The sequence below is a fragment of the Massilia sp. ZL223 genome (genome assembly GCF_018119395.1).
Classification (GTDB): Bacteria; Pseudomonadota; Gammaproteobacteria; order Burkholderiales; family Burkholderiaceae_D; genus Telluria.
This window is the reverse complement of the sequence record NZ_JAGPWD010000048.1, coordinates 12,564-39,117: the sequence shown is the minus strand read 5'-3', so window position 1 is coordinate 39,117 and position 26,554 is coordinate 12,564. Positions and strand designations below refer to the sequence as shown.

Annotated in this window: 23 protein-coding genes; 14 read left to right on the top strand and 9 right to left on the bottom strand. The window is 68.9% G+C overall.

The annotated features are described in order from the left end of the window. Window positions 1–79: 79 nt before the first annotated feature. On the bottom strand, window positions 80–1,615 hold the full coding sequence (gene glpD / locus KBW95_RS22285; RefSeq protein WP_211529371.1) for a glycerol-3-phosphate dehydrogenase: 1,536 nt from the start codon (window positions 1,613–1,615) through the stop codon (window positions 80–82). 121 nt (window positions 1,616–1,736) lie between these two features. Between glpD and KBW95_RS22280 the strand changes: the two genes are divergently transcribed. Both KBW95_RS22280 and KBW95_RS22275 read left to right on the top strand, forming a co-directional pair. Then, complete coding sequence (locus KBW95_RS22280) at window positions 1,737–2,387, top strand: phosphohydrolase (protein WP_229429946.1); 651 nt, start codon at window positions 1,737–1,739, stop codon at window positions 2,385–2,387. After that, window positions 2,368–3,204, top strand: a complete 837-nt coding sequence (locus KBW95_RS22275; protein ID WP_211524361.1) for a Sir2 family NAD-dependent protein deacetylase — start codon at window positions 2,368–2,370, stop codon at window positions 3,202–3,204. The genes KBW95_RS22280 and KBW95_RS22275 overlap by 20 nt, the downstream gene beginning before the upstream one ends. A gap of 261 nt (window positions 3,205–3,465) precedes the next feature. Here the strand turns inward: KBW95_RS22275 and KBW95_RS22270 are convergent, their stop codons facing one another. Together KBW95_RS22270 and KBW95_RS22265 are read right to left on the bottom strand one after the other, a co-directional pair. After that, the gene (locus KBW95_RS22270) at window positions 3,466–5,547 is read right to left on the bottom strand and encodes an ATP-dependent helicase (protein WP_211524362.1); all 2,082 of its coding nucleotides are present in this window, start codon (window positions 5,545–5,547) and stop codon (window positions 3,466–3,468) included. A 384-nt stretch (window positions 5,548–5,931) separates the two neighbouring features. Then, window positions 5,932–6,144 carry a hypothetical protein gene (locus tag KBW95_RS22265; RefSeq protein WP_211529370.1) on the bottom strand — a complete coding sequence of 71 codons (213 nt, stop codon included), beginning with the start codon at window positions 6,142–6,144 and terminating at the stop codon, window positions 5,932–5,934. A 189-nt stretch (window positions 6,145–6,333) separates the two neighbouring features. Between KBW95_RS22265 and KBW95_RS22260 the strand changes: the two genes are divergently transcribed. From KBW95_RS22260 to KBW95_RS22225, 8 genes are all read left to right on the top strand, one after another. Further along, a complete protein-coding gene (locus tag KBW95_RS22260) occupies window positions 6,334–6,510 on the top strand; it encodes a hypothetical protein (protein WP_211524364.1) in 177 nt (58 codons plus the stop codon). A gap of 52 nt (window positions 6,511–6,562) precedes the next feature. Continuing rightward, window positions 6,563–7,165, top strand: a complete 603-nt coding sequence (locus KBW95_RS22255; protein ID WP_211529369.1) for a chromate transporter — start codon at window positions 6,563–6,565, stop codon at window positions 7,163–7,165. After that, window positions 7,162–7,740, top strand: a complete 579-nt coding sequence (locus KBW95_RS22250; RefSeq protein WP_211524366.1) for a chromate transporter — start codon at window positions 7,162–7,164, stop codon at window positions 7,738–7,740. Before KBW95_RS22255 ends, KBW95_RS22250 begins: the two co-directional genes overlap by 4 nt. A gap of 59 nt (window positions 7,741–7,799) precedes the next feature. Beyond that, entirely contained in the window at window positions 7,800–8,642 is an 843-nt protein-coding gene (gene fghA / locus KBW95_RS22245; protein ID WP_211524367.1) for an S-formylglutathione hydrolase, read from the top strand. A gap of 129 nt (window positions 8,643–8,771) precedes the next feature. Further along, window positions 8,772–9,242 (top strand): Hsp20/alpha crystallin family protein, encoded by a 471-nt coding sequence (locus KBW95_RS22240; RefSeq protein WP_211524368.1) that lies wholly within the window; start codon window positions 8,772–8,774, stop codon window positions 9,240–9,242. A 104-nt stretch (window positions 9,243–9,346) separates the two neighbouring features. Further along, window positions 9,347–10,009 (top strand): phosphoribosyltransferase, encoded by a 663-nt coding sequence (locus KBW95_RS22235; protein ID WP_211524369.1) that lies wholly within the window; start codon window positions 9,347–9,349, stop codon window positions 10,007–10,009. A 37-nt stretch (window positions 10,010–10,046) separates the two neighbouring features. Beyond that, window positions 10,047–11,246, top strand: a complete 1,200-nt coding sequence (locus KBW95_RS22230) for an SRPBCC family protein (RefSeq protein WP_211529368.1) — start codon at window positions 10,047–10,049, stop codon at window positions 11,244–11,246. A 6-nt stretch (window positions 11,247–11,252) separates the two neighbouring features. After that, on the top strand, window positions 11,253–12,587 hold the full coding sequence (locus KBW95_RS22225) for an erythromycin esterase family protein (protein ID WP_211529367.1): 1,335 nt from the start codon (window positions 11,253–11,255) through the stop codon (window positions 12,585–12,587). Window positions 12,588–12,641: 54 nt separating this feature from the next. Here the strand turns inward: KBW95_RS22225 and KBW95_RS22220 are convergent, their stop codons facing one another. Continuing rightward, complete coding sequence (locus KBW95_RS22220) at window positions 12,642–14,681, bottom strand: diguanylate cyclase domain-containing protein (protein WP_211524372.1); 2,040 nt, start codon at window positions 14,679–14,681, stop codon at window positions 12,642–12,644. A gap of 168 nt (window positions 14,682–14,849) precedes the next feature. Here KBW95_RS22220 and KBW95_RS22215 point away from each other — a divergent pair, with 168 nt between their 5' ends. Next, window positions 14,850–15,329, top strand: coding sequence for a (2Fe-2S)-binding protein (locus KBW95_RS22215; RefSeq protein ID WP_211524373.1), 480 nt, complete (start codon window positions 14,850–14,852; stop codon window positions 15,327–15,329). Then, entirely contained in the window at window positions 15,326–17,566 is a 2,241-nt protein-coding gene (locus KBW95_RS22210) for a molybdopterin cofactor-binding domain-containing protein (RefSeq protein ID WP_211529366.1), read from the top strand. Before KBW95_RS22215 ends, KBW95_RS22210 begins: the two co-directional genes overlap by 4 nt. On the opposite strand, the gene KBW95_RS22205 is transcribed toward KBW95_RS22210, so the two are convergent. The 5 genes from KBW95_RS22205 to KBW95_RS22185 all read right to left on the bottom strand — a co-directional run bounded on the left by KBW95_RS22205 (window position 17,553) and on the right by KBW95_RS22185 (window position 22,873). After that, a complete protein-coding gene (locus KBW95_RS22205; protein ID WP_211529365.1) occupies window positions 17,553–17,915 on the bottom strand; it encodes a hypothetical protein in 363 nt (120 codons plus the stop codon). The genes KBW95_RS22210 and KBW95_RS22205 overlap by 14 nt on opposite strands. A gap of 112 nt (window positions 17,916–18,027) precedes the next feature. Beyond that, complete coding sequence (locus KBW95_RS22200) at window positions 18,028–18,429, bottom strand: RidA family protein (protein ID WP_211529373.1); 402 nt, start codon at window positions 18,427–18,429, stop codon at window positions 18,028–18,030. 2 nt (window positions 18,430–18,431) lie between these two features. Then, window positions 18,432–19,616 carry an acyl-CoA dehydrogenase family protein gene (locus tag KBW95_RS22195; protein WP_211529364.1) on the bottom strand — a complete coding sequence of 395 codons (1,185 nt, stop codon included), beginning with the start codon at window positions 19,614–19,616 and terminating at the stop codon, window positions 18,432–18,434. Continuing rightward, window positions 19,616–20,470 (bottom strand): enoyl-CoA hydratase family protein, encoded by an 855-nt coding sequence (locus KBW95_RS22190; protein WP_211529363.1) that lies wholly within the window; start codon window positions 20,468–20,470, stop codon window positions 19,616–19,618. Before KBW95_RS22190 ends, KBW95_RS22195 begins: the two co-directional genes overlap by 1 nt. A 24-nt stretch (window positions 20,471–20,494) precedes the next feature. Next, the gene (locus tag KBW95_RS22185; RefSeq protein ID WP_211529362.1) at window positions 20,495–22,873 is read right to left on the bottom strand and encodes a bifunctional salicylyl-CoA 5-hydroxylase/oxidoreductase; all 2,379 of its coding nucleotides are present in this window, start codon (window positions 22,871–22,873) and stop codon (window positions 20,495–20,497) included. A gap of 129 nt (window positions 22,874–23,002) precedes the next feature. On the opposite strand from KBW95_RS22185, the gene KBW95_RS22180 reads away from it, so the two are divergent. Next, window positions 23,003–24,238, top strand: coding sequence for a pyridoxal phosphate-dependent aminotransferase (locus KBW95_RS22180; RefSeq protein WP_373888842.1), 1,236 nt, complete (start codon window positions 23,003–23,005; stop codon window positions 24,236–24,238). Continuing rightward, window positions 24,235–26,490 carry an ATP-binding protein gene (locus tag KBW95_RS22175; RefSeq protein WP_211529361.1) on the top strand — a complete coding sequence of 752 codons (2,256 nt, stop codon included), beginning with the start codon at window positions 24,235–24,237 and terminating at the stop codon, window positions 26,488–26,490. The genes KBW95_RS22180 and KBW95_RS22175 overlap by 4 nt, the downstream gene beginning before the upstream one ends. Window positions 26,491–26,554 lie beyond the last annotated feature (64 nt).

Sequence of the window (26,554 nt, the reverse complement as noted above, 5' to 3'; positions counted from 1 at the left end):
TCATCCCCCCCCCCTTGGCCCCCCCCCCCCCCCCCCCCCCCCCCCGGCCGGGGGGGGCCCCCACGGTTCTATTTTGCGGTTAGGCTGGCTCCAACGCCGCACTCCCCTGCTCCGCCATCCACGCCTCCACCTTCTCCGCGCACCTCGGCGCCAGGTGCAAGCCCAGCTTGGTCCGCCGCCACAGCACATCCACCGCCGTCCGCGCCCACTCCTCGCGCATCAGGTAGCGCAGCTCCGCCTCGTACAAGCCCGTCACCACCTCGGCCCCGAGGTCCTCGAGGCAAACCGCCGCCCCGATCAGCCGCTCCACCCGCGTCCCGTAAGCGCGCGCATAGCGCAGCGCCAGCGGCGCCGGCAGCCAGGCATGGCGGCGCTGCAGGGCCGCCACCCAGCGGTCGAATTCCAGCACGCCCCGGCTGTCCGGCGCGGGGGCGAACAAATCCCCGCCCGGCAGCACCGCTCCCGCGGTCCAGGCCGGCGTGGCGCACCCGAGGGCCGGCCCGATCCAGTCCAGCACCTGCTCGGCCAGCTTGCGATAGGTCGTGATCTTCCCGCCCAGGACGGACAGCAGCGGCGGCCCGTCCGCATCCTGCTCCAGGTAGTAGTCGCGCGTCGCCGCGGCCGCGCTCTCGGCCTCGTCCTCCAGGATCGGGCGCACGCCCGAATAGCTCCACACCACGTCTTCCGGCTCGAGCTGGCGCCGGAAGTAGCGGTTGGCCAGCTCGCACAGGTAGCGCTTTTCCTGCGCGCCGATGCTCGCATCGCCCGGATCGCCCTCGTAGTCGACGTCGGTGGTGCCGATCAGGGTGAAGGCGCCCTCGTAGGGAATCGCGAACACCACCCGCCCGTCCGGATGCTGGAACAGGTAGGCGCAGGAGTGGTCGAACAGGCGCGGCACCACGATGTGGCTGCCCTTGATCAGGCGCAGCTTCCGGTGCGGCGCCACCGCATTGGCCTGGCGCGCCAGCCGTCCGGCCCACGGCCCGGCGGCATTCACCAGGCCGCGCGCCTTCACCTTGATCGGCCGGCCGTCCGCGACCAGGGTGGCGTCCCAGTGGCCGACGCGGCGCGTGAGCTCGCTGCACAGGGTGCGCGGCAGGATGGTGGCGCCGCGTTCGCGCGCGTCGATGGCGTTCAGCACCACCAGGCGCGCATCGTCCACCCAGCCGTCGGAATACACGAAGGCGCGCGTAAACTCGGGTTTCAGGGGCTGTCCGGCGCGGTGCGCGCCCAGCTCGACCGTTTCCGAGGCCGGCAGGAATTCGCGCGGGGCCATACGGTCGTAGAGGAACAGCCCCGCGCGGATCAGCCAGGCGGGCCGCTGGCCGGCGTCCTGGGGCATGACGAAGCGCATCGGCCGCATGATGTGGGGCGCGCTGCGCAGCAGGGTCTCGCGTTCCAGCAGCGCCTTGCGCACCAGGCCGAACTCGCGGTGCTCCAGGTAGCGCAGGCCACCATGGATCAGCTTGCTGGACGAGGAGGACGTGTGCGCGCCCAGGTCGTCCTTCTCGCACAGCAGCACGCGCAGGCCGCGCCCGGCCGCATCGCGGGCGATGCCCACGCCGTTGATGCCGCCTCCCACGACCAGCAGGTCGCATTCGATCGTCTCTTTCATCGCCGCCTCCATGCCACGCGCCGCTGCGCTCATCCGGCCCAGTGTAGGAGCCCACGCAAGAACCGTGTTTGCATGGATCAATTATGCGAAGAATCTGCGTCGCCGTGTGTAAAATCGACACATGCACAACCCATCCCACCCGGCCGCCCTTGCCACGACGCGTGCCTGGGTCCGCATGCCCTCCGGGCGCCGGCTGGACCTGCTCGATCCCACGCCCTTCGACTGGGACGACGCCGACCTGGCCCTGGGCCTGGCCCGCACCTACCGCTGGGGCGGCCACTCGGCCTGGCCCCTGCCGCTGTCCGTGGCCCAGCATTCGATCACGGTGATGCTGCTGCGCCGCGCCGCCGGCCCGGCCATCTCGCCCCTGGAGGAATTGCGCGAGCTGCTGCACGACGCCGAGGAAGGCCTGCTCGGTTTCGATGCGATCTCGGTCATCAAGCCCTTCCTGGGCGAGGCCTTCCGCGACCTGACCCGGCGCCTGGAGCACGCGGTCTTCCTGCGCTACGGCCTGCCGGCCTGGGATGCGCGCTCGCATGCCGCGCACAAGCGCGCCGACCGCCTGGCGGCGGCCACCGAGGCCGTGCACGTGGCGGGCTGGTCGATGGACGAAGTGCGCCGCACCCTCAAGATCCGCGCCGCCGTGCTGACCGACGACCCGTTGGCCGAGCGCTACGGCTGCCGCCCGTGGGAACCCTGGCCGCCGGCCCTGGCGAGCGAACGCTTCCTCGCCGAACTCGAGCGCCTCAAGCATGCCGTCCACGCCGCTTGAGCCCATCGCGCGCGCCGCCGCGCTGCTGCGGGACGCCGACGGCCTCCTGATCGCGGCCGGCGCCGGCATCGGCGTCGATTCCGGCCTGCCCGACTTCCGCGGCGCCGCCGGCTTCTGGCGCGCCTACCCGGCGCTCGCCCAGCGCAGGATGTCCTTCCACGAGATCGCCTGTCCGGACACCTTCGACAGCGACCCGCGCCTGGCCTGGGGTTTCTATGGCCACCGCCTGGGCCTGTACCGACGCACCCTGCCCCATGCGGGCTTCGCGCTGCTGCGCGCCCTCGGCGAACGCATGGCCCACGGCAGCTTCGTCTTCACCAGCAATGTCGACGGGCAGTTCCAACGCGCCGGTTTCGCGGACGACCAGGTGGCGGAATGCCACGGCTCGATCCACCACCTGCAGTGCACCCGGCCCTGCTGCGACGCGATCTGGCCGGCCGAGGGCTTCCAGCCCCAGGTCGATGCGGCGCAGTGCCGGCTGGTGTCGCCGCTGCCGCACTGCCCGCGCTGCGGCGCGTTGGCCCGGCCGAATATCCTGATGTTCTACGACGGCGCCTGGATCGATGCACGGACCGCCGCGCAGTTCGAGCGCCTGGCGGCCTGGCGCGCGGGCGTGACGCGGCCCGCTGTGATCGAACTGGGTGCGGGGACGGACATCCCCTCGGTGCGCCGCTTCGCGGAATCGCAAGGCGTGCCTGTCGTACGGATCAATCCGCGCGAAGCGCAGGTGCGCGACGGCGTCGCACTGGAAATGGGCGCGCTCGCGGCCATGCAGGCGCTGGCCTCCGCGACCGGGCTTGATCTAGCGCAACAATGAAAGCTAAGTGGCTGATTTCATTCAGGCTTTTGGCCTATCCACAAGAAATGTGGATAAGTATGTGGAAAAGCGGCACTTGACAAGCCGCAAGGGCACTACTGATGCGGGTTTCAACAAAATGCCCGTTCTACAGGCAAAAATAATGCCCAATAAAATCAGTCACTTGCACGTGCACCACTTATAAGCAGCTCATCCGTATGCGGTCCAGTCCTACAAAAATGATGAATCGGGGATAAGTCGCCAATCTGCCGTCATCTTTCGTCATTTCCACGCGTTCCTGGCCCGCTCGCGCACGAGCATGCGGACGCTCTCCGGAACCGGCCGGCGCACCTCGCGCTGCTCGGCATTGAGCCAGGCGCATTCCTCGAAATGCTTGAGCATGGCCGGGGTAATGAAGCGGGTCCGGGCCGCATACACATGGCGGTCGCCCATCTGCGCCTGCTGCTTGATGAAGAAACGGTTCGGCACCACCAGGTGCAGGTGCTCCTTCGCCCGCGTCATGGCCACGTAGAGCAGGCGGCGCTCTTCCTCGATGTCGTCCTGGCTGCCGGTGCTCATGTCCGAGGGAATGCAGCCGTCCACCACGTTCAGCACGTGCACGGACTTCCATTCCTGGCCCTTGGCCGAATGGATGGTCGACAGGATCACATAGTCCTCGTCCAGCAGCGGCGGGCCGGCGCGGTCGCTGGTCGCTTCCGGCGGGTCGAGGGTGATCTCGGCCAGGAAGGCTTCGCGGCTGCCATGGCCGCCCGCCAGCGCCGCCAGCTGCTCCACGTCGGCTGCGCGCACTTGCGCATCGTCGTGCATGCGTTCCAGGTGCGGCAGATACCATTGCTTGACCAGTTCGATGTCCGCCGGCCAGCGCAGGCCGGGCGTGCGCAGGCGCCGGTACAGGGCCACGAAGGCGTCCCAGTCTTCCTTGCTGCGCGCCGGCACCGCGAAGGCTTCGCAAGCCGCCGCCGGATCGGTGCTTTCGCCCACCGCATCGAGCAGGCGGCTGGCGGTGGCCGGGCCGATGCCCGGGATCAGCTGGGCCACGCGGAAGCCCGCCAGGCGCCCGCTCGGGTTCTGGGCGAAGCGCAGCACGGCCAGCACATCCTTGATGTGGGCCGCTTCCAGGAACTTCAGTCCGCCGAACTTCACGAAGGGAATATTGCGGCGCATGAGTTCGAGTTCCAGCGCCGCGCTGTGGCTGGCGGCGCGGAACAGCACCGCCTGCTGGGTCAGGGCGACGCCGGCCTCGCGCTGCTCCAGGATCCGGTTGCAGACCCAGCGCGCCTGCTCGGCCTCGTCGGGAATCAAAACCAGCTGCGGCTTCATGCTGGAGGCCTTGTCGGTCCACAGGGTCTTGGCATGGCGCTCCAGCGCGCCCGCGATCACGGCGTTCGAGGCGTCCAGGATAGGCTGGGTGGAGCGGTAATTGCGCTCCAGGGTGATCAGGCGGGCCGGCTGGCTGAACTGCTGCGGGAAGTCGAGGATGTTGCGCACCGTCGCCCCGCGGAAGGCATAGATGGACTGGGCGTCGTCGCCCACCACCATCACGCCCTGCCCGCTCGGCTTCATGCCGGCCAGGATGGACGCCTGCAGGCGGTTGGTGTCCTGGTATTCGTCGACCAGCACGTGGTCGAACAAGGCGCCCAGCTCGGGGCCCAGCTCGGGATCGGCCGCCATCTCGGCCCAGAACAGCAGCAAGTCGTCGTAGTCCAGCACGTTCTGTTCCTGCTTGGCGTCGACGTAGGCGCCGAACAGGGTCTTGAGCTGGGCCTCCCACTCGCTGCACCAGGGGAAGAAGGCTTGCAGCACGTCGTCCAGCGGCGCGCGGCTGTTCACCACCCGCGAGTAGATCGACAGGCAGGTGCCCTTGAGCGGAAAGCGCTTTTCCGTCTGCGACAGGCCGATCTCGTGGCGCACCAGGCCCATCAGGTCTTCCGAATCGCCGCGGTCGTGGATGGTGAAGGATTCGTCCAGGCCGATCCGGCCCGAGAACTCGCGCAGCAGGCGCGCGCCCACGGCGTGGAAGGTGCCGGCCCAGGGAAGGTCGACCTGGGTCTGGGCGCCGGACTTGCCGAGCAGGCGCTGCAGCACGCCGCCGGCGCGGCGCGTCATCTCGCTGGCGGCGCGGCGCGAAAATGTCAGCAGCAGCATGCGTTGCGGGTCGGCGCCGGCCTGGATCAGGCGCGCTACGCGATGCGCGAGCGTATTCGTCTTGCCCGAGCCCGCGCCGGCCACCACCAGCAGCGGACGCGGCGTTTCGGCGCCGATGTCATGCTCGACGGCCGCCCGCTGCTCGGGGTTGAGCGCGGCGAAAGGATCGTCTTTGGTGGGCGTGAGGACGGCGGACATTGGTGGGCGGCGCTGGAAAATGCCATACTGTACATTTATCCAGTCCTGTTCAGCAAGAGGGAATTTCAGACAGGAACGATTCAGTGCGCATGTGTCGTGAAGGTTTACATGCACAAAGCGGCCTAAGTATTGGAAAAATCTAAACTTTTCCGGATATCCACAAAGTCTGTGGAAAACACTGTGGAAAAACGGGGGCTTGACACGCCAAACGCGGCCAAACATGCGGGTTTCAACAATTTGCCTATTGGGAAGGCAGTGTGGTTAACCACGAAAATCAAGGGCTTACGTAAGGCCCGCACTATTTTTTATAGCGACCTTAAAAACTTCCGCGTGCACAATTCCTGTGCATAAGCAGCATGGCGGAAACTACCAAAATCCGACAGTTCAAGCCACGCTCCGGTGCCGCGGATCGAGCAGTACCCGCTCGATCACTTGCGACCGGACCGCATGGCGTTTGAGGAATTCAAGGGCGCAGAGCATGCCGGACTCGCGCATCAGCGCGATGCCGCGCGCGACGATGTCGCGCTGGCGCGGGTCACGCCTTTGTTCCATGAAGTCGGCAACCGGCGAGTTGGCTTGGGCGGGATATGGGCCCATCGAGAGTCCTCCTGTGGGGTGATTTGCCGCCCCACGATTATTCAGTACTGTTTAACGAAGTCAATACCAGATCCATATCGTGCTGCAGGCGATGCGAGAAAATGCGCCGGCGCCGGCGCCGCCTGCGTTGCGCCGCGTTCCGCCGTCCCTGCCTACAATCGCCTTATCACACTGTCCAGGAGGTCCGCCATGAGCATGCACCCCGATCCCGACCTGAACCCCGGCGACGAAGCCGAACCGGGCACGCCCGGCGCCGGCGAGGACATCTGCGAGGCCTGCGCCGGCACCGGCCGGCTGGGCGACGGCAAGCCCTGTCCCGAATGCGGGGGCAGCGGCCGCGTCATGCGCGGCATCGGCGGGGGCTGAATCCACGGGCGGCTGAAAGCGGACTGAAAGGACGGCGTGCCATAATGGCGGGATGACCGCTTCACCCTCCGCTATCCCCGCATCCGTCCCAGGTTCCAGCCCCGAGCGCCCGCGCCCCGCGTCGCTGACCGCCCTCTTCATCGCCTTCACCCTCCTGGCCCTGCAAGGCTTCGGCGGCGTGCTGGCGGTCGTCCAGCGCGAGGTGGTCGACCGCCGCCGCTGGCTCAGCAACGAAGAGTTCATCGAGGACTGGGCGGTGGCCCAGATCATGCCGGGACCGAACGTGGTCAACCTGGCGATGATGCTCGGCGCCCGCTGGTTCGGCCTGGCCGGCGCCCTCACCGCCCTGGCCGGCCTGCTGGCGGTGCCGCTGGTCGTGGTCCTGCTGCTGGCCCTGGTGCATGCGCGCTTCGCGGACAATCCGCACGTGGCCGGCGCCCTGCGCGGCATGGCCGCCGTCTCGGCCGGCATGATCGCCGCCACCGGCCTGCGCATGGCCGCCACCCTGGCGCGCAATCCCGTGCCCCTGGTGTTCGGCATCGCGATCGCCGCCTGCGCCTTCGTGCTGCTGGCCTGGGTGCGCGTGCCGCTCACCTGGGTCCTGTTCCCGCTCGGCGGCCTGGGCTGCCTGCTGGCGTGGCGGGGGCTGCGATGAGCGTCCATCACATCGTCCTGACCTGGCAGGACTGGATCGACCTGTTCGGCCACTACCTGATGCTGTCCCTGATGTCGCTGGGCGGCGCGATTTCGACCTCGAGCGAGATGCACCGCTACCTGGTGGAGCAGCAAGGCTGGCTGACCCAGGCCCAGTTCAACGAGGCGATCGCCCTGGCCCAGGCCGCGCCGGGGCCGAACGTGCTGTTCGTGGCCCTGATGGGCTGGCACGTGGGCCTGAACGCCGGCAGCACCGCCGCCGCCTTCCTCGGCGTGGCGGTCACCATGGTCGGCATCATGCTGCCTTCGACCATCTTCACCTACCAGGTGGCGCAATGGGGCCACCGTAACCGCGAACTGCGCGCCGTGCGCGCCTTCAAGCAGGGCATGGGGCCGCTGGTGATCGGCATGCTGCTGTCCACCGCCTGGCTGCTCGCCGCGTCCGGCGGCGGCGGCGCCAACCTGCCCCTGTGGCTGCTGGCCGCGGGGAGCTGCGTGGTGATCTGGCGCACCCGCATCCACCTGCTGTGGATGCTGGCCGCGGGAGCGCTGCTGGGAGCGTTCGGCGTGGTCTAACTGGCAAGATCGTGATGAACGCGGCATACTAAAGCTTCTCCTCCACTTCCGCCGACATCATGCTCGAACTCCTCAACGAACACGCCTGCTTCGGCGGCGTCCAGCGCTTCTACCGCCACGATTCCAGCGCCATCGGCCTGCCGATGCGCTTTTCCGTCTACCTGCCGCCCGGCCACGAGGGCAAGCGCCTGCCGGTGCTGTTCTACCTGGCCGGCCTGACCTGCACCGAAGAGACCTTCATGATCAAGGCCGGCGCCCAGCGCGTGGCGGCCGAGGAAGGCCTGATCCTGGTCGCGCCGGACACCAGCCCGCGCGGCGCCGGCGTGCCAGGCGAGAGCGACAGCTGGGACTTCGGCGTGGGCGCCGGCTTCTATGTCGACGCCAGCGAGGGCGAGTGGGCGCGCCACTACCGCATGTACAGCTACATCCTGGAGCTGCGCGAGCTGGTGCTGGCCCAGCTGCCGGCCGATCCGGAACGCACCGGCATCTTCGGCCACTCCATGGGCGGCCATGGGGCCCTCGTGATGGCGCTGCGCAATCCGTCACTGTTCCGCTCGGTGTCCGCCTTCGCGCCGATCGCCGCGCCGAGCCGCTGCCCCTGGGGCAAGAAGGCCTTCGGCGGCTACCTGGGCGCCGACGAGGCGGCCTGGGCGCGCTACGACGCCAGCGCCCTGATGGCCGGCCGGCGCGAGGCGCCCTTCCCCGGCGGCATCCTGATCGACCAGGGCCTGGCGGACAAGTTCCTGGCCGAGCAGCTGTACCCGGAAGCTTTCGAGCAAGCCTGCGCCCAGGCCGACCAGCCACTCGAACTGCGCCGCCACGCGGGCTACGACCACGGCTACTTCTTCATCCAGACCTTCGTCGCCGACCACCTGCGCTTCCACCGCCGCCAGCTCTCCTGAGCGCGCTTATGCCCGGGTGGACGCATGCCGTCCACCCTGCTTGAAACTTGCCCTCCGCTGCCCTATAAAGAAGGTGCCGGCATCCGCCGGCCATGTCCATCACATGTCCCTCACCAAACGGAGGCCATCATGAATCTCGTGAGAAGAGGCGGTTCGCCGCTCTCGGCCTACCGTCCGGGCTCGGTCGAGGACCAGTTCGGCCGGATGGTCGAGACCATGTTCGAGGACTTCTTCGCGCCGCTCGCGCAAGGCGGGCGCTGGGGCGAGGAAGGGACCCTCACACCACGCGTGAACGTCACCGAAACCGACAAGACCTATGAGGTGCAGGCCGACCTGCCCGGCGTCGCGAAGGAGGACGTCAAGGTCAGTATCGACGGCGGACGCGTACAGATCGAGGCTGAATGCCGGCAGGCAAACGAACGCCGCGAGGGCGAAACGGTGGTGTATGCTGAACGCACCGCACGCAAGTTCATGCGCAGCTTCACCCTGCCGCAGGAAGTCGACGATACGACGGCGCAGGCAAGGCTCGAGAACGGCGTCCTTCTGTTGACCCTGCCCAAAAAGCAGGGCGCCGAAGCGCGCCGCCTGACCATCCAGTAAGCGCCTGGCTCCACCCGAGGGCCGCCGCCGGGTGGCCCGCAAGACCGCGTTGCGGCGAAGCCGCACAACAACGCGGTCTTCTTATTTTTCAGGACGGGCGCAGCATGCAGCAAACCGACGCCTTTACCGACCGCGCTCACGCGGGCCGCCAGCTGGCACGCCAGCTGCGGCAGTATGCGGGTCCCGACACCCTGGTGCTGGCCCTGCCGCGCGGCGGCGTGCCGGTGGCCTTCCCGGTGGCCCAGGCCCTGCATGCCGAGCTCGACCTGATGCTGGTGCGCAAGCTCGGCTTGCCGGGCCAGGAGGAATTCGCCATGGGCGCCATCGCCAGCGGCGGGGTGCGCGTGCTGCAGCCGGGGGTGCCCGGGCTGATGGGCGTGACCCAGGAAGAAGTCGACGAGGTCACGCGGCGCGAGGAGCAGGAGCTGGCGCGGCGCGAGCGGCGCTACCGCGGCGGGCGTCCCCCGCCCCGGCTGCGCGGGCGCACCGTGATCCTGGTCGACGACGGAATCGCCACCGGCGCCACGATGCAGGCGGCGGTGGAAGTGGCGCGCCACCAGGCGCCGGAGCGGCTGGTGGTGGCCGCGCCGGTGGGCGCGCCGGACACGGTCGCCAGCCTGGAGGAACAGGTCGACGAGGTGGTCTGCCTGGCGACGCCGCCGCGCTTTCGGGCGGTGGGCCAGTGGTACCGCAAGTTCGACCAGACGAGCGACGAGGAAGTGCAGGATTTGCTGGCGCAGGCCTGGGCAGGGACGCCCGGCCAGTAGGCAAAGCGCCGGCCCAACCCAATCGAGAGGAGCCGACATGAAACAGATCAAGACCGACAGCCGGATGGAACTGGGCGACATGGGTAAATGGATCGGCGCAGCCGCCGCCGGTGCGCTCTTGATGTATATCTTCGACCCCGAACGCGGGCGCGCCCGGCGCGCCTATGCCGCCCACACGGTGCGCGACGCCGGCCTGCATACCGGCGACGCCATCGGCGGCTTGCTGCGCAGCGCCACCGCCAGCCTGAACGCGGCGCGCGACAGCGCTTCCGCCGCCTACGCCCGCGCCGACGCCATGGCGACCCGCGCCGGCGAACGGATCGCCGACACCGCGCACGATCTTGCCTCCAGCGCCGCCGACGCCGCCTCGCGCACGCGCGGCCGGATCGCCAGCGCCGCCGAGGAGTCGCGCGAGCGCAGCCGGGAGCTGGAGCACCGACTGGAACGCAATACCTGGGAAGCGCGGGGACGCATGGATGCGCGCATGGACGCCGAGGCGGACCGCGCCCGCTCGCGGGTGCGCGAAGCCGCGAGCCAGGCGCGCGGCTGGCTCGACGAACTGGTCAACGCCTTCGACCACCGCAGCCCCACCCTCACCAATTCCGCCCTGCTCGGCGGCGGGGTGCTGGGCCTGACCGGCCTGGCGCGCCGTTCCCCGCTCGGCGTGGTGCTCGGCCTGGGCGCCCTGGCCCTGCTAGCCAGGAGCGGCGGCGGCGCGCGTCTTGCCGCCATGGTGCGCGGGCAACCCTCGGGCAGCCGGATCGAGGTCGAGAAAACCATCGAGATCGCCGCCGCGCCCGAAGAGGTCTACGATGCCTGGTCGAACTACGACAACTTTCCGCGCTTCATGTCGCACGTGAGCGAGGTGCACGACCTGGGCCACCGCCGTTCGCACTGGGTGGTCAAGGGCCCGGGCGGCAGCGAATATTCGTGGAACGCCGTCATGACCGAGCAGGCGCGCCCCGACCACATGGCCTGGCGCAGCGAGCCGGGCTCGGAGATCGAGCAGGAAGGCGCGGTGAGTTTCGAGCCGGTGCGCGGCGGCACCCGGGTCACGGTGCGCATGGCCTATACGCCGCCGGGCGGCGCCCTCGGCCACGGGCTGGCGCGCATGCTGGGCGCCGATCCCAAGCGCCAGATGGACGACGACCTGGCGCGCATGAAGTCCTTCATCGAGCGCGGCGTGACGCCCTACACGTCCTCCCACTCGCCCGCCGGTGACCGCTACCTGCATTGAGTCATCATGGCGATCATCACCGACACCGCCCTCGATGCGATCCGCTCGCAAGCCGTCCCGATCGCGGGCGGCGCGCGCGACTATGACGCCCTGCTCGACCTGGTGGGCAACGCCCGCTTCGTCCTGCTGGGCGAAGCGACCCACGGCACGCATGAGTTCTACGCCGAGCGGGCCCGCATCACCCAGCGCCTGATCGAGGAAAAAGGCTTCACGGCCGTGGCGGTGGAGGCCGACTGGCCGGACGCCTACCGGGTCAACCGCTACGTGCGCGGCGAAGGCCACGACGCCGACGGGCGCGCGGCGCTGTCCGGCTTCGAGCGCTTCCCGGCCTGGATGTGGCGCAATACCGCGGTGCTCGACTTCGTGGAATGGCTGCGCGCGCGCAACGAGGCCAGCCAGGCCAAGGCCGGTTTCTACGGACTCGACCTGTACAGCCTGTTCACCTCGATCCACGAGGTGCTCGGCTACCTCGACAAGGTCGACCCGGAAGCCGCGCGCGAGGCGCGCCGCCGCTACGCCTGCTTCGACCACTACGACCGCGACAGCCAGCAGTACGGCTACGCGGCCAGCTTCGGCATGAGCGACTCCTGCGAACAGGGCGTGCTGGCGGCCCTGCACGACCTCCAGCAGCGCGCCTTCGACTACATGCAGGGCGACGGCATCGCGGCCGAGGACGCGTATTTCTGCGCCCAGCAGAATGCGCGCCTGGTCAAGAACGCCGAGGAATACTACCGCACCATGTTCCGCGGCCGGGTCTCGTCCTGGAACCTGCGCGACAGCCACATGGCCGAGACCCTGGACGCGCTCGCGCGCCACCTCTCGCGCGACGGCAAGCCGGCCCGCATCGTGGTCTGGGAACACAACTCGCACATCGGCGATGCGCGCGCCACCGAGATCGGGCGCATGGGCGAATGGAACGTGGGGGAACTCGCGCGCAAAGCCTATGGCGCCGACACCTGCCTGATCGGCTTCTCGACCTATGACGGCCGGGTCACGGCTGCTTCGGAATGGGACGGACCGGCCGAGCACAAGCACGTGCGCCCCGGCCTGCCGGGCAGCTACGAGCACACGCTGCACAGCACCGGCCTGGGCAATTTCTATGTGCCCCTGCGCGATCCCGGTCCCGCGCGCGACGCCCTGATGGAGGGACGCCTCGAGCGCGCCATCGGCGTGGTCTATATCCCGCGCACCGAGCGCCAGAGCCATTACTTCATGGCCCAGCTGCCGCGCCAGTTCGACGCCGTGATCCACATCGACCGCACGACGGCGGTCGAGCCCCTCGATCCGACCAGCGGCTGGCATTCGAACGAGCCGCCGGAGACCTATCCTCAGGGCTTGTGACTCGGAGCCAGGTTCAATCCTGGCCCATCGCCGCCAGCCCGGCCGTTTCAGCCTTCACCTGCCCGGCGCCTCCAAACCTGGCGACGCCGGATGGCCCTCCTTTGGCGTCGCGTCTCCATCGAAGATCGCATAGCCGTCCCTGCCCTTTCGCTTGGCCTCATACAGCGCACTGTCGGCTGCCGCCAGCAACTCTTCCTGGTTCTGGTCCGCGTGCGACAAGGCGATGCCGACGCTGCTCGATGCCTGCAGCGGCCCCTTGCTGGTGTCGATCGGCACCCGCATCGTCGCCACGATCTTGGCCGCGATGCGTTCGGCCTCGGCCGGCGACGAGATCTCCTCCAGGATCACGACGAATTCGTCGCCCGACAGGCGCGCCGGGGTGTCGGTATTGCGCACACCCGCCGTCAGGCGTCGCGCGAACTCCTTCAGCACCTCGTCGCCGACGCCGTGGCCATAGGTGTCGTTGATGCGCTTGAAATGGTCGACGTCGAGATAGGCCAGGGCCAGCGGCTTGCGGCTGCGCCGGGCCCGGTCCAGGGCATGCTGCAGGGTTTCGGTGAACATGTGACGGTTGGCGATCCCGGTCAGGGTATCGATGCGGGTCAGCTGCACCAGCTGCTCCTCGACTTCCTTGGTATGGGTTACATCGTGCATGAGGGCGTAGACGCCGGCGACCGTGCCGTCCAGCTGGAGATCGGGAATGAAGGTGCCCTGCAGATAGCGCGGCGCGCCGGGCACATCCAGCTTCACTTCGCAGGTGACACTGTGGCCGGCGAAGGCCTCGTCGAGCTTGTCCCGCACCTGGGCATAGGCTTCGCGCCCCATCAGTTCCGACACCGTCATGCCGGCCAGCTGCGCCAGCGATACGTCGAACCACTTTTCGAAGGTGGCGTTGCCGAAGCCGAAACGCCGCTCCCTGTCGAGGTAGGCAATCAGCACCGGCAGGTTGTCCGCAATCGTGCGCAAGCGCTTCTCGGTCGCATTGCGGTCCCCTTCGGACGTCTCGCGCTCCGCCATCAGCTCGTAGAAGGCGCGCCCCAGTTCGCCGATTTCGTCCTTGCGGCCGTCGCGCAGCACCGCGATGTCGCTGGCATCGTGGCGAATCGCCCAGACCTGGTCGCGCAGGGTCTCCAGCGGCCCCAGCAGCCGGAATACCAGCACCCAAGCCAGCACCCCGGAGGCCAGCGCCAGGCCGAGCGCGCCGAAGAAGGCGTTGCGGCGCATTTCGGCCAGCGGCGCGAAGGCCTCGTCGCTCGGGTAGCGCGCCGCCAGGATCCAGCCGGTGGTGCGCAGGCGCTTGAACGCATAGATGGATTCGCGCCCATCCTTGCCGCGCCCCTCCACCCAGCCTTCATACCCTGTCAAGGCGCGCTCGGTGGCGGTGTTGAGACCGGGTTTAGCGTTAACATGTTCCATCACACGATCTTTTTCCGGGTGGTCGATCAGGATGCCTTTCGCGGTCATGAGGTAGAGATACCCCGAGTTGCCCGGGCGGAGCGAGCCGATCTGGCGCAGGAAACCTGAACCCTGCAGGTCCACGCTGGCGACCAGCACCTGTTCCACTTCGCCGTCCGCATTGCGGATCGGCGCCGCGAAAATCACCACGTTCTTGTCCGACAGGCGGCTGAGGATCGGCTCCGAAATCACGCTCGCCCGGGTACGCATCACCCGCTCGAAATAGTCGACACCGGTGGCGTTCAGGCTGCGGCCCGGCGGGAATTCACGCAGGGTCACGACCATCTCGCCGGTGCGCGCCAGGGTGAGGAAGTTCAGGTAGTCGTTGCCCCACATGCGGGCCTGGACGTCGAGGTACTGCTGCATCAGCATGTTGTCGCGCAAGGCCGCCTGCGGCGTGTTCGCCGCCATCGCCTCGATCTGGCGCACGCGGTCGCTGATGCGGTCGTCCATGAAGGACACCGCCCCAGCCAGCATGGTGAACTGCTGGTTGCCGATCACCGCCTTCATGCCGCGTTCGGCCACGGACAGGGTCGACAGGGTAACCAACAGGGTCGTGACGAACACCAGCGCAGCGGCCACGCAAGCCAGACGGAACTTCAGGTTCGGTGCAGATACGCGTGAGCCAGGCTTAAGCATGGGATTTGCATCTGTTGGCTGATCGACAACCAAGTATTACACATTATTAGGTCGAGCGACCGAGAATACGCCTTTTGTGTGCAGCTTTTCGCTACTGTCGAGGCCGTCAGATTTCCGCTAGGATGGTGGATTGTTCAGTCCATGTCCTGATAACCACGAGAGTTCGCCATGAGTAAATACACCTTGCAGGTCAATGGCCAAGCCCAGGCCGTCGACGTCGAGCCGGATACGCCGCTGCTGTGGGCCTTGCGCGACACGCTGGGCCTGGTCGGCACCAAGTACGGCTGCGGCCTGGGCCAGTGCGGGGCCTGCACGGTGCACCTGGACGGCGTGCCGGCGCGCTCCTGCCTGACGCCGGTCTCGAGCGTCGGCAAGCAAAAGATCACCACCATCGAAGGCCTGGACGCGAAAGCCCGGCATCCCTTGCAGCTTGCCTGGCAAGAACTGGACGTGCCGCAATGCGGCTACTGCCAGTCCGGCCAGATCATGAGCGCCTGCGCCCTGCTCAAGCAGCATCCCAAGCCGAGCGACGCCCAGATCGACGAGGCCATGGCGGGCAACCTGTGCCGCTGCGCCACCTACACCCGCATCCGCGCCGGCATCCACCGCGCGGCCGAGATCGCAGCCACCGGAAACGGCAAGAAATGAGCGCGCCACTCTCTTCCTCGCGTCGCGGCTTCCTGCGCAACAGCGCCCTCGGCGGCGCCTTCCTGCTCGGCATGTCGGCCGAGGGCGTCCTGGCGGCCGCCGCCGGCGCCGCTCCGGCCGGTCCGGCCGGCCCGGACTTCGTGCCCAACGCCTTCATCCGCATCGCGCGCGACGGCCGCGTGACCCTGATCTCGAAGCAGCCGGAGATCGGCCAGGGCATCAAGACTTCGCTGCCCATGGTGATCGCCGAGGAACTCGACGTCGACTGGAAGGATGTGCGCATCGTCCAGGGCGACCTCGATCCGGCCTATGGCAGCCAGGGCGCGGGCGGCTCGACCTCGACCCCGACCAACTACAACGATTTCCGCCGTCTTGGCGCCACCGTGCGCGCCATGCTGGTCCAGGCCGCCAGCCAGGCCTGGAAGGCGCCGGCGGGCGAATGCGCGACCGCCGGCGGTTTCGTCGTGCACACGCCCACGAAACGCCGCCTGGGCTATGGCGCCCTGGCCGAGGCGGCCGGCAAGCTGCCGGTGCCCGCTGCCGACCAGGTGGTGCTGAAGGATCCGGCCGCTTTCAAGCTGCTGGGCAAGCGCATCGGCGGCGTCGACAATGCCGCCATCGTCAGCGGCAAGCCCCTGTTCGGCATCGACGTGCAGGTTCCCGGCATGCTGTACGCCGTCTACGCCAAGTGCCCGGTATTCGGCGGCAAGGCGCTGCGCGCCAACCTGGACGCGATCCGCGCCATGCCGGGCGTCAAGGACGCCTTCATCGTCGACGGCGCCGGCGCCCTGAACGCGCTGCGCCCGGGCGTGGCGATCGTCGCCAACTCGACCTGGAACGCCATGCGCGCCCGCCGCGCCCTGGAAGTGGAATGGGATGAAGGTCCGGGCCCCGGCCACAGCTGGGCCGATTTCACGGCCCAGGCGAAAGCGGCGAGCAGCAAGCCGGGCACGCTGACCCAGCGCAAGGACGGCGACGTGGCGGCGGCGCTCAAGGGCGCGGCCAAGACCGTCGAGGCGGCCTACAGCTATCCCTTCATCTCGCACGCCAGCATGGAGCCGCAGAACTGCACCGCCTGGTTCAAGGAAGACGGTTCGCTGGAATTGTGGGCGCCGACCCAGAACCCGGGCGCCGGCCAGGCCCTGGTGACGAGCCTGTTCAACATCCCGAAAGAAAAGATCACGCTGCACATCATCCGCAGCGGCGGCGGTTTCGGCCGGCGCCTGAGCTCGGACTTCATCGTCGAAGCCACCGCCATCGCACAGAAAGTGAAGGCCCCGGTCAAGCTGACCTGGACCCGCGAGGACGACCTGCAGCACGACCACTTCCGCCCGGGGGGCTTCCACTTCCTGCGCGGCGGCGTGGATGCGGCCGGCAAGGCGGTGGCCTGGCAAAACCATTTCGTGACCTTCGCCAACCGCGTCGAGCGCGACGGCCAGAGCGTGCTGCAGCCCGGCAGCGGCGGCAACCTGTCGGGCGACGAATTCCCGGGCCGCTGGCTGCCCAATGTCCAGCTCGAACAGACCGCCCTCGAATGCCGCGTGCCGATGGGCCCGTGGCGCGCGCCGGGCAGCTGCGTGTTCGCCTGGGTCTTCCACAGCTTCATCGACGAGCTGGCCCATGCGGGCGGCCGCGATCCGCTCGAGTTCCGCCTGGAACTGCTGGGCGACAAGGACGTGGTGCCGGGTACCGGCGAGCGCGGCCAGCCCTACAGCGTGGCGCGCATGAAGTCCGTGCTCATGACGGCGGCGGACAAGGCCGGCTGGGGCAAGAAGAAGTTCCCGCGTGGCCAGGGCCAGGGCCTCGCCTTCCACTTCAGCCACCGCGGCTACGTGGCCCAGGTGGCCGAGGTCACGGTCTCGCGCGACGGCAAGCTGAAGGTCGACCGGGTGGTGGTGGCGACCGACATCGGCGCCCAGATCGTCAACCTGTCCGGGGCGGAAAACCAGGTCGAGGGTTCGGTGATCGACGGCCTGTCGACCCTGATGTTCCCGGAGCTGAACATCGACAAGGGCCGCATCGTGCAAAGCAACTTCCACGATTACCAGCTGCTGCGCATGCCGGATGCGCCCGCCAAGATCGAAGTGCACTTCGTCAAGTCGGACTATCCGGTGACGGGCCTGGGCGAGCCCGCCCTGCCGCCGCTGGCCCCGGCGGTGTGCAATGCGATCTTCGCGGCGACCGGCAAGCGCGTGCGCGAGCTGCCGCTGTCGAAGACCGACCTCAGCTGGACCTGAGTCCGCTTGCTTCGTTCCGGCGCGCCGCCGCGTGCGCCGGATCGTTGTCCTTGGCGCCGTGCTGTTCGAGGATGGCGGCGGCCTGTTCCAGGCGCGCCGGATCCGCCGCGCTGACGGTGATCACGCACTTGCCGATTTCCAGGCCGGGCGTGTAGACGTCCTTGTAGTCGGTGCCGCCCTTCACGGCGGGCGAATCGCCGACCGTGAAATTGGCCTCCGAGGGCCCGGCTTCGTCGCCGGTATGGCTGATCTCGATGCTGTCGCGGTCGAATCCGGCGTCGAGCAGCGCCTTGCGGGCGCGCTCGGCGTCCTCGATCTCTTCGATGACGCGTACGATCTGGGTATCCATGGCTGCTCCGTTTGTCGATGGAACCACCGTAACAGAAACGCCCCCGCGGCGGCGCTCATTCCGCCGTCCGGCAGCTCCCTGCAGCCATTGAATGTTCCGTAACGAAAGAATGTCAGCCAGCCTGATCGGGAACGACCGCGGTCACCTCGATCTCGACCCGCGCCCGGTCTTCCATCAGCGCGCTCACTTGCACGGCGCTCATGGCCGGGAAGTGGCGTCCGATGGTGTCGCGGTAGGCCGCGCCCAGGGCCGCGCCGGCGTCCAGGTATTCGCGCTTGTCGACCACGTACCAGGTCATGCGCACGATGTGCTCGGGCCCGGCGCCGGCTTCGCGCAGCACCGCCACGACATTCTCCAGCGCCTGGCGCGCCTGGCCGACGAAATCGTCGGTCTGGAAGCGCCCTTCGGCGTCCCAGCCAATCATGCCGCTCACAAAGACCTGACGGCCGGATGCGGCGATACCGTTCGAATAGCCTTTCGGGCGCACCCAGTCTGCGGGCTGCAGGATCTCCATCATCATTTTTCCTTTTGCGCGGCAAGCAGTTCCCGCGCCACGATCAATAACTGCACTTCGCTCGCGCCCTCGTAGATGCGCAGGGCGCGGATCTCGCGGTACAGGCTTTCCACCATGCGCCCGCTCTGCACGCCCTGGCCGCCGAACAGCTGCACCGCCGCGTCGATCACGCACTGGGCGGACTCGGTCGCGGTCAGCTTGGCCATCGCGGCTTCCTTCGTCACCTTGCGGCCCTGGTCGCGCATCCAGGCCGCACGGTAGGTCAGCAGTGCAGAAGCATCGATGTCGGTCGCCATCTGGGCCAGTTTGGCCTGGGTCAGCTGGAAGTCTGCCAGGGTCTTGCCGAACATCGGACGCGCCCGGACATGCGCCAGCGCTTCATCCAGCGCGCGCCGTGCGAAGCCCAGCGCGGCCGCCGCCACCGAAGTACGGAACACGTCGAGGGTGGCCATGGCGATCTTGAAGCCCTGCCCTTCCTCGCCGACCAGGCGCGCAGCGGGAACACGGCAGCCTTCGAAGGACAGGCGCGCCAGCGGGTGCGGGGCGATCACGTCGATGCGCTCGGCGATCCGCAAGCCCGGCGCATCGGCGTCGACGATAAAGGCCGAGATGCCCTTGGCGCCTCGTCCGCCCTCGCCGCCGCCATCGCCGGTACGCGCGAACACGACATAGAAGTCGGCGATGCCGCCGTTCGAGATCCAGGTCTTTTCGCCGTCCAGCACCCAGTCGTCGCCGTCGCGCCGCGCCGCGCACTGCATGGCGGCGACATCGGAACCGGCCTGCGGCTCGGACAGCGCGAACGCGGCGATCGCTTCGCCGCGCGCCACGCGCGGCAGGTAGGCCGCTTTCTGTTCGTCCGTGCCGAACAGCGAGATCGCGCCGCTGCCCAGTCCTTGCATGGCGAAGGCGAAATCAGCCAGGCCCGCATGGCGGCCCAGGGTTTCGCGGATCAGGCAGATGGCGCGGGTGTCGATGCTGTCGCGCACGCCCCCGTGGGCCGCGCCGCCCACGGCATGGCGCAGCCAGCCCGCCTGGCCCAGCCGCTTCACCAGGCCACGGCAGGCGCTGTCCACGTCGTGGCGGTGCGCACCGTCGAGGTGGGCCGCGGCCCAGGCATCGAGTTCGCGCGCCAGCTCGCCGTGGCGGGGTTCGAAGAATGGCCAGTCGAGATAGTCGAGGCGTTCCATCAATCCCCCTCGAACTGCGGCTGCTGCTTGGCCACGAAGGCGTGGTAAGCGCGGTGGAAGTCATTGGTGGCCATGCAGATCGCCTGCGCCTGGGCCTCGGCCTCGATGGCTTCGTCCACGCCCATGTTCCATTCCTGCTGCAGCATCTTCTTGGTCATGCCGTGGGCGAAGGTGGGACCATTCGCCAGCTTGGCGGCGAAGGCCTGGGCCTCGCCCAGCACCTGGTCCGGCTCGCACAGGCGGTTGAAGAAGCCCCAGCGCTCGCCCTCTTCACCGCCCAGCGCCCGGCCCGAATACAGCAGCTCGGCGGCGCGGCCCTGGCCGATCAGGCGCGGCAGCAGCGCGCAGGCGCCCATGTCGGCGCCGGCCAGGCCCACGCGGGTGAACAGGAAGGCCGTGCGGCTGCGCGCGGTGCCGTAGCGCAGGTCCGAGGCCAGGGCCAGGATCGCGCCGGCGCCGGCGCACACGCCGTCCACCGCCGCCACGATCGGCTGCGGGCAAGCGCGCATGGCCTTCACCAGGTCGCCCGTCATGCGCGTGAAGGCGAGCAGGCCCGGCATGTCCAGTTTGGTGAGCGGCCCGATGATCTCGTGCACGTCGCCGCCCGAGCAGAAGTTCTCGCCGGCGCCGGTGATCACCAGCGCCTTGACGTCGTCGGCATAGGCCAGCGCGCGGAACAGGTCGCGCAGCTCGGCATAGGACTCGAAGGTCAGCGGATTCTTGCGCTCGGGGCGGTTGAGCGTGATGGTGGCGACGCCGCCCTCCAGCGCGAACAGGAAGTGCTGCGCCTGGTGGCCTTTGAGGCTGGCGCGGCCGCCCGGCAGCCGGTGCGCTTCGCCCGGTAGATAGTGCATGGATGACTCCTATGGATAAGGGTTTCAGCCTTCGAGAAGGCGCGCCGCCACCTGCTGCGGGCTCAGGCCGGCATTGGCCGCCTGCAGCGCGCGTTCGCGCTCCAAGTTGCGCTCCAGCTGCAGCTTGCCGGCGCGGTACTGGCGCGGCCACGCGGCGCCGGTGTAGCCGATGCGCGCGGCCTCCAGCAGGGTCCAGGCCGGGTTGGCCAGGTGCGGACGCGCCACCGCGCACAGGTCGGCGCGCCCGGCGGCGATGATGCTGTTGACGTGGTCGGCCTCGTAGATGGCGCCCACGGCGATGGTCGGGATGCCCGCCTCGTTGCGGATGCGGTCCGAGAACGGGGTCTGGAACATGCGCCCGAACACCGGCTTTTCCAGCTTGCTGACCTGGCCCGAGGAACAGTCGATCATGTCGGCGCCGGCCTGCTTGAACAGGCGCGCGATCTCGACCGCGTCGGAAGGCAGGATGCCGCCTTCGACCCAGTCGTGGGCCGAGACGCGCACGCTGATCGGCCGGTCCTGCGGCCAGGCGGCGCGCACGGCCGCGAATACTTCGAGCGGAAAGCGGCAGCGGTTCTCCAGGCTGCCGCCGTAGGCGTCGCTGCGGCGGTTGGTCAGCGGCGAGATGAAGCTGGAGAGCAGGTAGCCGTGGGCGCAATGCAGCTCCAGCCAGTCGAAGCCCGCGTCCGCCGCGGCTTCGGTGGCGCGCACGAAGTCGCGCTTGATGCGATCCAGGTCCTCGAGGGTGGCGGCGCGCGCGGTCTGCGACACGCCTTCGATGTACTGCTGGCTGGACGCCGCCACCAGCGGCCAGTTGCCCGACTCCAGCGGCAGGTCGATGCCGTCCCAGGCCGCCCGGGTCGAGCCCTTGGCGCCGGCATGGCCGAGCTGCACCCCGATCTTCGCGTCGGTGGAGCCGTGCACGAAGTCGACGATGCGCTTCCAGGCCGCCGTGTGCTGCGGCGTGTACAGGCCAGGGCAAGCCGGGGTGATGCGGGCGTCGGCCGAGACGCAGGTCATCTCGGCCATCACCAGCGCGGCGCCGCCCAGGGCGCGCGCGCCCAGGTGGGCCAGGTGGTAGTCGCCCACCGTCCCGTCCTCGGCCGAGTACTGGGCCATCGGCGACACCACCACCCGGTTCTTGAGCAGCACCCCGCGTACTTTATACGGGGTGAACATGGGCGGCACCGGGGCTTGCGGCGGCGGCAGCCCGGCTTCCCGCGCGGCGCGTTCGGCGAACCAGCGCTCGAAGCCGGCCACGTAGGCAGGGTCGCGCAGGCGCAGGTTCTCGTGCGACAGGCGCTGGCTGCGCGTCAGCAGCGAGTAGGCGAACTGACCGGCCTCCATCGCGCTGTAGCGGGCCACGTTCTCGAACCATTCCATCGAGTTGCGCGCCGCGCTCTGCAGCTTGAGCACCTCGACCATGCGCAGGTCCTGGTAGCGGGCCAGGGCCGCATCCATGTCCCCGCCGTCCAGGGCGCCCGCCAGCTCGATCGCATCCTCCAGCGCCAGCTTGGTGCCCGAACCGATCGAGAAGTGCGCGGTGTGGGCGGCGTCGCCCATCAGCACCAGCGGCACCCGCCGCCCGTCCAGCTCCAGGCGGTGCACCCAGTTGCGGCAGGCCAGGCGCGGGAAGCGGATCCACATCGCCGAGCCGCGCAGGTGGGCGGCGTTGGCCATCAGGGCGTGGCCGTCCAGGTGGCGCGCGAACAGGCGCTCGCAGAAAGCCAGCGCCTGCTGCTGGTCCATCTCTTCCAGTCCGGCCGCGCGCCAGGTCGATTCCAGGGTTTCGACGATGAAGGTCGAGGTCGCGCCGTCGTACTGGTAGGCGTGGGCCTGGAACCAGCCGTGCTCGGTCTCCTCGAAGGCGAAGGTGAAGGCGTCGAAGCGCTTGCGCGTGCCCAGCCACACGAAGCGGCACAGGCGCGGCTCGGCTTCGGGCTGGAACACCTCGGCGTGGCGCTGGCGGATCGCGCTGTTGACGCCGTCGCAGGCGACCATCAGGTCGGCCTGGTAGCGGCGCGCCAGCTCGGCCTCGTCGCGCACGTCCTGCTCGAACACCAGTTCCACGCCCAGGGCGCGGCAGCGTTCCTGCAGGATGTTCAGCAGGCGCTTGCGGGCGATGCCGCAGAAGCCGTGGCCGCCGGAGGTGACCGTGCGGCCCTTGAAATGGACGTCGATCGCATCCCAGTGATTAAACGATTGCAGAATCTCGCGCGCGCTCGGCTCGTCCGCCTGGGCCAGGTGGCCCAGGGTCTGGTCGGAAAACACCACGCCCCAGCCGAAGGTGTCGCTGGGACGGTTGCGCTCGACGACGGTGAGCCGGTAGTCCGGATGACGCTTTTTGGCCAGCAGGGCGAAGTACAGGCCCGCCGGTCCGCCGCCTACGCACACGATGTTCATTCATGCTCCCCGTTCTGGTGTTGCGCGTATATTACATGCGCGGATAGTTGAAGTGTCAACCAAATGCCTCGCACCATTTCTGTGCGATAGAGACAATCCGCAAATATTTAGTACAATCCGGCAATGGCGGTGTCTTGCACTGTCCAGGTGCGCACTGGCGCCGGCAACAACCTATCGAGCGAAGCGATGAAGATCTCCGACCGGATTGCGCATTCCCGCCCGCTGGCGACGACCGCCATGCATGGACGCGCCGACGCGCTGCGCCACGCCGGCGAACGGGTCATCGACCTGTCGATCGCGATTTCCCATTTCCCGGCGCCGGCGCCCGTGCGCGACGCCGTGCGCCAGGCCGTCGACGCCGACCGGCCCATGCCGTATTCCGACGTGCACGGCGCGCTCCCCATCCGCGAAGCGCTGAGCGCCAAACTGCGGCGCGAAAACGGCTTCGACGCCGCGCCCGGCGAAATCATCGTCACCAACGGCGCCAAGCAAGCCTATTACCAGGCCCTGTACGCGATGACCGATCCGGGCGACAGCCTGGCCGTGTTCCGCCCCTACTGGCCCGCCTACCTGGCCAGCGCCCGGCTGCTCGGCCTGAAGCTGGTGGTGGCCGACCTGCCCGACACCCTGACGCCGGCCGTGCTGGACGCGCTCGGGCCGGTCAAGGTCCTGGTCATCAACAACCCGCACAACCCGAACGGCAAGGTATATACCCGGCAGGAGCTGGAGCACGTGCGCGACTGGGCCCTGCGCACCGGCGCCCAGGTGATCGCCGACGAGAGCTACGAGCACCTGATCTTCGAAGGCGGCCATACCAGCCTGGCCAGCCTGTGCGACTGGCGCGAGCTGGGCGTGGTGACCCTGTTCTCGGCCTCGCAGAGCTACGCCATGATGGGCTGGCGGGTCGGCTTCGCGGTCGCGCCCCGTCCCCTGGTCGAGGCGATGCAGAACCTGCAGGGGCCGGTCACCGCCGCGGTGCCCTGGCTGTCGCAGCTGGCGGCCGTCGCCGCCTTCGAGAGCGGGACCCTGCACGCCCTGCTGGAAGACTACCGCGCGCGCCGCGACATGGTGGTGGGCCAGGTCGCCGGCGTGCCCTGGATGCGGATGGCGGCGCCCGCCTCCGGCCCCTACCTGTGGGCCGACGTGCGCGCCCTTACCCACGATACCATCGCCTTCGCGGAAGCCCTGCTGGAGCAGGAAAAGGTCGCGGTGATGCCCGGCGAGGCGCTGGGCGTGCCGGGCTTCATCCGCCTTGGCTACATCTCGGACGACGAGGCCACCCTGAGCGAAGGCGTAAGCCGCATCGTCGCCTTCGGCGAGCGCATGCTGGGCGAGCGCCCGCCCGGCGGGCCGGGACGGCAATGAGTTCGCTGCTGGGCCGCTTCCGCCTGAACAGCCTGCGCAGCAGGCTGATGCTGCTGGTCGCGCTGGCGATCACGCCGATCGCGATCGTGACGGTGCTGGGCGGCCTGCGCGAGCGCGAAGCGGCGATCCGCGCCTCCGAGGACAACCTCAAGCGCCTGACCAGCCTGGCCGCCGCCAACGAGGCGCAATCGATCGAGCGCGCGCGCCAGATCCTGGTCGACCTGGTCAGCGTGCCCGACCTGATGGGCGATCCCGCGCGCTGCAACGCGCTGCTGGCCGATGTCCTGGACCGCAACGAGGGCTATGTCAACTTCGGCCTGATCCAGATGAACGGCGACGTCACCTGCAGCGCGGTGCCGATGCTGCACCCGGTGAACCTGGGCGACCGCCGCCACTTCAAGCGCGCCGTCTCGGAGCGGCGCTTCATCGCCGGCGACTACGTGTTCGGGCGCGTGATCCGCAAGCACACCATCAACCTGACCTACCCGGTGATCGACCGCCGCGGCCAGGTGGTGGCGGTGGTGTTCGCGGCCATGGACCTGGCCGGCCTGGACACGTTCGTCAACGACATCAACCTGCCGCCCGGCTCGATCCTGGAGACCGCCGATTCCAGCGGCCTCCTGATTTCGCGCCGGCCCGATCCGGAACGCTGGTTCGGCCAGAAGATCTCGCCGGCGCTGAGCGCCGCCATGCGCGGCCCGCACCAGCGCGCGGTGGTGGTGCGCGGCGAGGACGGCGTCGAGCGCCTGCACGCCTTCGCCCGCGTCGGTCCGCCCTCGCTGTCGGAGTACACGGTGACCATCGGCGTGCCCACCGGGACCATCACCGAGGTGGCGCGCGAAGCCCAGCTGATGTCCCTGCTGGGCCTGGGCGCGACCACCCTGCTGGCCCTGCTGGCCGCCTGGCTGGCGGGCGACAAGCTGATCGTGCAGCGGGTGCGCAAGCTGATGACCACCGCGCGCCGCATCGCCGCCGGCGACCTGGACGCCCGCACCGGCATCGAATACGGCCGCGAGGAAATCGGCCGCCTGGCCGAGGCGCTCGACGAGATGGCCGAAACCCTGCAAAAGAAAGAGGCGGCGCGCAGCCTGGCCGAGCGCGAGCTGCGCGCGGCCGACCAGCGCAAGGACGAATTCCTGGCGATGCTGGCGCACGAGCTGCGCAACCCGCTGGCGCCGATCAGCACCGGCGCCCACCTGCTCAAGCTGCTCCACTCGGACAACGCCCAGATCACCCAGACCTGCGCCATCATCGCGCGCCAGGTCGAGCACATGACCAGCCTGGTGGACGACCTGCTCGACGTCTCGCGGGTCACGCGCGGGCTGGTGTCGCTGTCGACCCAGGTGCTGGACCTGCGCAACGTGGTCGACGACGCGGCCGAGCAGATCCGCCCGCTGATCACGGCGCGCCGCCACAAGGTGGTGCTCGAGCTGCCGGAGAGCCCGGCCAGCGTCAAGGGCGACCACAAGCGCCTGGTGCAGGTAGTCGCCAACCTGCTGGGCAACGCCACCAAGTACACCCCGGAGGGCGGCCACATCTCCCTGCAGCTCAAGGAAGAAGGCCAGGACTACGTGCTGAGCGTGACCGACGACGGTATCGGCATGGAAGCGGGCCTGGTGGCGCGCGTGTTCGACCTGTTCACCCAGGCCGAGCGCACGCCCGACCGCTCGCAGGGCGGACTGGGACTGGGCCTGGCCCTGGCCAAGAGCCTGGTCGAGCTGCATGGCGGCAGCGTGGGCGCGCGCAGCCCGGGCCTGGGCAAGGGCAGCACCTTCACAGTGCGCCTGCCGCGCCATGCCCAGGCCGGCGCGCAGGCCGGGGTCCAGGCAGGGCCCGCGGCCGCCCCGCGGCCGGCCGATGCCCCGCCCGCCGGCTCGCTACGCGTGCTGGTGGTGGACGACAACCTGGACGCCGCCCATACCCTCAACCTCTTCCTCGCCGCCGCCGGGCACGACGTGGAGATCGCCTACTGCGCCGAAGACGCGCTCGAAGTGGCCAAGGTCTTCTCGCCCCAGGTCTGCCTGCTCGACATCGGCCTGCCGGACATGGACGGCAACGAACTGGCCCGGCGCCTGCGCCGCCTGCCCCAGACCACGGCGTCCACCCTGGTGGCGGCCACCGGCTACGGGCGCCAGCAGGACCGCGACGCCGCGCGCCAGGCGGGCTTCGACCATTACATGGTCAAGCCGGTCAACACGGTCGAGCTGAGCGAGCTGCTGGCCCAGGTGGCGGCGCGCACCGAGCAGGCCTGAGGCCGCCCCCCTGCGCTTGCCGTGATGACCTGCCGCTTACCTGTCGGCATTTTTTACAAAAAAC

Bases quoted from the DNA above. Each gene is read 5' to 3' on its own strand.
- KBW95_RS22205 (WP_211529365.1), bottom strand. From the start codon at position 17,915: ATGGATACCCAGATCGTACGCGTCATCGAAGAGATCGAGGACGCCGAG.
- KBW95_RS22260 (WP_211524364.1), top strand. From the start codon at position 6,334: ATGAGCATGCACCCCGATCCCGACCTGAACCCCGGCGACGAAGCCGAA.
- KBW95_RS22270 (WP_211524362.1), bottom strand. From the start codon at position 5,547: ATGTCCGCCGTCCTCACGCCCACCAAAGACGATCCTTTCGCCGCGCTC.
- KBW95_RS22215 (WP_211524373.1), top strand. From the start codon at position 14,850: ATGAGTAAATACACCTTGCAGGTCAATGGCCAAGCCCAGGCCGTCGAC.
- KBW95_RS22255 (WP_211529369.1), top strand. From the start codon at position 6,563: ATGACCGCTTCACCCTCCGCTATCCCCGCATCCGTCCCAGGTTCCAGC.
- KBW95_RS22195 (WP_211529364.1), bottom strand. From the start codon at position 19,616: ATGGAACGCCTCGACTATCTCGACTGGCCATTCTTCGAACCCCGCCAC.
- KBW95_RS22265 (WP_211529370.1), bottom strand. From the start codon at position 6,144: ATGGGCCCATATCCCGCCCAAGCCAACTCGCCGGTTGCCGACTTCATG.
- KBW95_RS22275 (WP_211524361.1), top strand. From the start codon at position 2,368: ATGCCGTCCACGCCGCTTGAGCCCATCGCGCGCGCCGCCGCGCTGCTG.
- KBW95_RS22210 (WP_211529366.1), top strand. From the start codon at position 15,326: ATGAGCGCGCCACTCTCTTCCTCGCGTCGCGGCTTCCTGCGCAACAGC.
- KBW95_RS22175 (WP_211529361.1), top strand. From the start codon at position 24,235: ATGAGTTCGCTGCTGGGCCGCTTCCGCCTGAACAGCCTGCGCAGCAGG.
- KBW95_RS22190 (WP_211529363.1), bottom strand. From the start codon at position 20,470: ATGCACTATCTACCGGGCGAAGCGCACCGGCTGCCGGGCGGCCGCGCC.
- KBW95_RS22185 (WP_211529362.1), bottom strand. From the start codon at position 22,873: ATGAACATCGTGTGCGTAGGCGGCGGACCGGCGGGCCTGTACTTCGCC.
- KBW95_RS22220 (WP_211524372.1), bottom strand. From the start codon at position 14,681: ATGCTTAAGCCTGGCTCACGCGTATCTGCACCGAACCTGAAGTTCCGT.
- KBW95_RS22200 (WP_211529373.1), bottom strand. From the start codon at position 18,429: ATGGAGATCCTGCAGCCCGCAGACTGGGTGCGCCCGAAAGGCTATTCG.
- fghA (WP_211524367.1), top strand. From the start codon at position 7,800: ATGCTCGAACTCCTCAACGAACACGCCTGCTTCGGCGGCGTCCAGCGC.
- KBW95_RS22235 (WP_211524369.1), top strand. From the start codon at position 9,347: ATGCAGCAAACCGACGCCTTTACCGACCGCGCTCACGCGGGCCGCCAG.
- KBW95_RS22280 (WP_229429946.1), top strand. From the start codon at position 1,737: ATGCACAACCCATCCCACCCGGCCGCCCTTGCCACGACGCGTGCCTGG.
- KBW95_RS22250 (WP_211524366.1), top strand. From the start codon at position 7,162: ATGAGCGTCCATCACATCGTCCTGACCTGGCAGGACTGGATCGACCTG.
- KBW95_RS22225 (WP_211529367.1), top strand. From the start codon at position 11,253: ATGGCGATCATCACCGACACCGCCCTCGATGCGATCCGCTCGCAAGCC.
- KBW95_RS22240 (WP_211524368.1), top strand. From the start codon at position 8,772: ATGAATCTCGTGAGAAGAGGCGGTTCGCCGCTCTCGGCCTACCGTCCG.
- glpD (WP_211529371.1), bottom strand. From the start codon at position 1,615: ATGAAAGAGACGATCGAATGCGACCTGCTGGTCGTGGGAGGCGGCATC.
- KBW95_RS22230 (WP_211529368.1), top strand. From the start codon at position 10,047: ATGAAACAGATCAAGACCGACAGCCGGATGGAACTGGGCGACATGGGT.